Source organism: Moorena sp. SIO2C4 (assembly GCF_010672485.1).
Classification (GTDB): domain Bacteria; phylum Cyanobacteriota; class Cyanobacteriia; order Cyanobacteriales; family Coleofasciculaceae; genus Moorena; species Moorena producens.
In genome coordinates, this window is sequence record NZ_JAAHGN010000182.1 from 1 (window position 1) to 4,826 (window position 4,826).

Annotated in this window: 3 protein-coding genes and 1 pseudogene; all 4 read left to right on the forward strand. The window is 44.4% G+C overall.

The features are described from left to right. A pseudogene (locus F6K20_RS12385) lies at nt 1-366 on the forward strand (hypothetical protein); the annotation flags it as partial. Nucleotides 367-951: 585 nt separating this feature from the next. Then, entirely contained in the window at nt 952-1,815 is an 864-nt protein-coding gene (bchL, locus tag F6K20_RS12390; RefSeq protein ID WP_009149517.1) for a ferredoxin:protochlorophyllide reductase (ATP-dependent) iron-sulfur ATP-binding protein, read from the forward strand. 407 nt (nt 1,816-2,222) lie between these two features. Beyond that, a complete protein-coding gene (locus F6K20_RS12395; protein WP_009149514.1) occupies nt 2,223-3,626 on the forward strand; it encodes a ferredoxin:protochlorophyllide reductase (ATP-dependent) subunit N in 1,404 nt (467 codons plus the stop codon). A 273-nt stretch (nt 3,627-3,899) separates the two neighbouring features. Beyond that, nucleotides 3,900-4,826, forward strand: a 927-nt coding sequence (locus F6K20_RS12400; protein WP_287294847.1) for a calcium-binding protein, incomplete at its 3' end; no start/stop codon positions are given.

Sequence of the window (4,826 nt, forward strand, 5' to 3'; positions counted from 1 at the left end):
CGTGTCTTCAAACTCCGAGTACCCCCGTTTCCCTTAAAAAAGGGGGACTTTGAGTATGGCTCCCCCCTTAATAAGGGGGGCTGGGGGGGATCTAATATCTTGCGGAAAACTTTGAAAACACACCCTAACCCCTCCCAGGAGGGGAATATGGGGAGATGGGGAATCAGATCAGTTTTCCCGATTCCCGATTCCCGATTCCCGATTCCCGACTCCCGATTACCGATTACCGATTACCGATTCCCGATTCCCTACTCCCTACCGATTCGATTACCGATTCCCGATTCCCGATTCCCGATTCTTTGTACCTCTTTCAAATTCTGTGACTCTATCGACGAAGATTGCGGTGATTGCTCCGAAAAAATTTAATTATTATTTACAAAAAACTTCAATAGCTAGACCCGCCTATGGCTTCTGGTGGGTCTTGATGATTTTGCCCAGCCATGCTCTATGGTGAGCAACCTTAACTCTTACAGGATTTACCCATTTTCCCATAAATCCCCCAAACTTAGGGGACTTTTTGAGTAGTACCCCCGCTTAATCCAGGCTGGTGATTTACTATTTTTGTTTATTGTACTACTTTTTAGTAAAAAAAAATATAAAAATAATTATTTAAATATTAAATTTAATAAATAAGATTTAAAGTGCTTTATATAATCGCTTAAGTTTAAAGAAGTTGATTTAAACTAATTTAAAGGCTATATCCATAAAAAAGACCATGTATTTTATGGTGCAGTTCGTGAATAATGCAATAAGCGCCGAAAGCCAAGCAATCTACCGCTGGCTTTAGGGTTCCTCGCTGAATCACTGCCTGAGGTGCGACCCAAGGGCGATTTACTCGCCCTAGGAGGCGCGCACCTAAGATAAATCAAGCATAATTGCTGAAATTTGGCTTTCGGCTGGCTGAGGGGCAAAGACAACATAAGAATTTTTATCGGAAACAGGAGATTAAAGGTGAAACTTTCAGTATATGGAAAAGGTGGTATCGGTAAATCCACAACTAGCTGTAATATCTCAGTTGCCCTAGCTAAGCGGGGTCGGAAGGTGCTGCAAATTGGCTGTGACCCGAAGCATGACAGCACATTCACTCTGACTGGTTTTCTGATCCCTACGATTATTGATACCCTTCAGGAAAAGGATTACCACTACGAAGATGTCTGGCCTGAAGATGTGATTTACAAAGGTTATGGTGGTGTTCATTGCGTAGAAGCTGGTGGTCCCCCGGCTGGTGCGGGTTGCGGTGGCTATGTGGTTGGTGAAACTGTAAAGCTGCTCAAGGAACTGAATGCTTTTGATGAGTACGATGTGATTCTGTTTGACGTTCTGGGTGATGTAGTCTGTGGTGGTTTTGCTGCTCCCCTGAACTATTCCAACTATTGCATGATTGTGACGGATAACGGTTTCGATGCGTTGTTCGCTGCTAACCGGATTGCTGCTTCTGTTCGTGAAAAAGCTCGCACTCACCCGCTGCGTCTGGCTGGTCTGATTGGCAACCGCACCTCTAAGCGCGACTTGATCGATAAGTATATCGAAGCTGTGCCGATGCCAGTGCTGGAAATTCTGCCACTAATTGAGGACATTCGTGTCTCTCGGGTTAAGGGCAAAACGATTTTTGAAATGGCAGAAACTGACCCTAGCCTGGAACCTGTTTGCCAATACTATCTCAACATTGCTGACCAAATTCTGGCACAGCCTGAGGGGGTTGTACCTCAAGATGCACCTGACCGGGAGTTGTTCTCTTTGCTGTCTGACTTCTACCTCAATCCTCAAACCCCAGCAGTGACTGAGGAAGAAGAATTAGACCTGATGATGGTGTAAGCAAAGGTTAGGAGGTTAGGAGGTTGAAGGTTGAAGGTTGAAGGTTAGGAGGTTGAAGGTTGAAGGTTGAAAGTTATAAGAGGCGTAGGGTGCGTTAGGGACGGGCGAGCCCTAATTTTCTCGGTAGCCAGTGTTGAGACAGTCCGTCCCGTAACGCACCACCGGGTCAAACAGCTTTAATGAGATGTACCCGGTTGAAAGTTATAAGAGTCAACAGCAAACCTGAAAACCTTAAGCCCTTAAAACCTTCAACCGTTAACCGTTAACCGTTAACCCTTCAATCCTTCAAGCCTTAAAACCTTCAACCCTTAAAACCTTCAACCTTCAACCTTCAACATTAAACCTTCAACCCTTCAACCTTTAAACCCTTAAAACCGACGAGAGAAACCAGGAGAGGAGAATTTTAAATGACTGTTGCTGAAACCCCTCAAGCCCTAGATTTTGAGTGCGAAACTGGGAATTACCATACCTTTTGTCCGATTAGCTGCGTGGCATGGCTTTACCAAAAGATTGAAGATAGTTTCTTTTTGGTGATTGGTACTAAGACTTGTGGCTATTTCCTCCAAAATGCGATGGGGGTGATGATTTTTGCTGAGCCACGCTATGCTATGGCGGAGTTGGAAGAAGGGGATATTTCCGCTAAGCTCAATGATTACGAGGAACTGAAGCGGTTGTGTTTGCAGATTAAACGCGATCGCAATCCTAGTGTGATTGTCTGGATTGGTACCTGCACTACGGAAATTATCAAGATGGATTTGGAAGGCTTGGCTCCCAAGCTGGAATCTGAGATTGGTATTCCGATTGTGGTGGCTCGTGCTAATGGCTTAGACTATGCTTTCACCCAGGGTGAAGATACGGTCTTGGCGGCGATGGCTCACAAGTGTCCGAAGGAAGCACCCCAGGTGGAAGAGGAGAAACAAGAGCGGAATGCGATCGCAAAACTCCTCAACTTTGGACGCCAGAAAGAAGAGGTGGCTGCGGAAGAGTCAGACTATGCGGATCATCCACCCCTAGTCTTGTTTGGCTCCCTACCTGACCCGGTTGTGACTAACCTCACCCTAGAGTTGAAGAAGCAGGGGATTAAGGTGTCTGGTTGGTTGCCTGCTAAGCGTTATACCGAATTACCAGTAATAGAAGAAGGTTACTATGTTGCTGGGGTTAATCCTTTCCTAAGCCGTACTGCGACTACTCTGATGCGCCGCCGCAAGTGTAAGTTAATTGGCGCACCTTTCCCCATTGGTCCGGATGGCACTCGGGCTTGGATAGAGAAAATGTGTTCTGTGTTTGGTATTGAACCAAAAGGCTTGGCAGAACGGGAAGCTAAAATTTGGGAAAGCTTGGAGGATTATATCCAGCTGTTGCGTGGTAAGTCAGTATTTTTCATGGGGGATAACTTGCTGGAAGTTTCCTTAGCTCGTTTCCTGGTTCGTTGCGGTATGACTTGCCATGAAATCGGTATCCCTTACATGGATAAGCGTTATCAGAAAGCTGAGTTAGCTCTGTTAGAACAGACTTGCCACGAAATGGGTGTACCAACTCCCAAGATTATCGAGAAGCCAGACAATTTCAACCAGATTCAGCGGATTTATGACTTGAAGCCGGATTTGGTGATTACCGGTATGGCTCATGCTAATCCTTTGGAAGCACGAGGGATTAATACTAAGTGGTCCGTTGAGTTTACCTTTGCTCAAATGCACGGCTTTACTAATGCCCGAGATATTCTGGAATTGGCAACCCGTCCGTTACGTCGCAATAACAGTCTCAAGGATTTGGGTTGGGATAAGTTAGTGAAAGAAGAGGCTAAGGTGTAGCGCTTCTTAGTGGAGTAGGGAGTAGGGAGTAGGGAGTCGGGAATCGGGAATCGGGAAGAGGTTTTTTTAAGGTTAAAAATACCTTTTGATTCGGTTTAATTTCTCCTATCTTCCTATCTCCCTATTTCCCTATCTCCCCACCAATAAAACAAATTTTAGCTCGACGCCAGAAACAGCCCTGCCCTTTATTTTTAATTTTTTTTATAAAATAGGACTACATTCATAATATTCAATTGTCAGCATCAATATTCCATTATCGGAGTAGATAAAAAAATGGCAATTATTTTAGGAACCCTCAACGAAGATAATTTAGAAGGTCTCTCTGAAAACGACATCATTCAAGCTTTAGATGGAAACGATATTGTTCGAGGACGGGAAGGCAATGATCTTATCCAGGGAAATCTAGGTAATGATGTAATTTCTGGAGATCAGGGTGATGATGTAATCCAAGGAAATGAAGGGAATGATACACTCTTTGGTGGAGAAGGTGAGGATGTAATTCAAGGTGGCGCTGGGAATGACCGAATTTGGGGTGATAGTGGTAATGATGTCCTCCAAGGCGGTGCTGGGAATGATACTTTCCGAGACAGTGCCGGTGTTAATTATTTTGATGGTGGAGAAGGTCTTGATACCGTTGAATTTCAAGAGCTAATCAACTCTGGTATTAAGCTGAATCTGGTTGAAGGCACTGCTAGTTACACCGATGATCAAAGTCAGGAAGTAACACAAACTTTAATTAGTATTGAAAGAGCAGTAGGTACTAATTTTAATGACGAACTGATCGGTAACGAGGCTGACAACAGTTTCTCCGGTTTAGAGGGTGATGACAAATATGTCGGTGGCGCAGGAAATGACGTTTTCCGAGACAGTGCCGGTGTTAACTATTTTGACGGTGGAGAAGGTCTTGATACCGTTGACTTTCAAAATCTAATCAACTCTGGTATTAAGCTGAATCTGGCTGAAGGCACTGCTAGTTACACCGATGAGCAAGATCAGGAAGTAGCACAAACTTTAATTAGTATCGAAAGAGCCGTAGGTACTAATTTTAATGACGAACTCACTGGTAACGAAGTTGACAACACTTTCTTGGGTTTAGAGGGTGATGACAAATATGTCGGTGGTGCAGGAAATGATACTTTCCAAGACAGTGGCGGTGTTAACTATTTTGACGGTGGAGAAGGTCGTGATACCGTTGACTTT

Excerpts from the sequence above, each read along its gene's own strand:
- F6K20_RS12395 (WP_009149514.1), top strand. The coding sequence starts at position 2,223 with ATGACTGTTGCTGAAACCCCTCAAGCCCTAGATTTTGAGTGCGAAACT.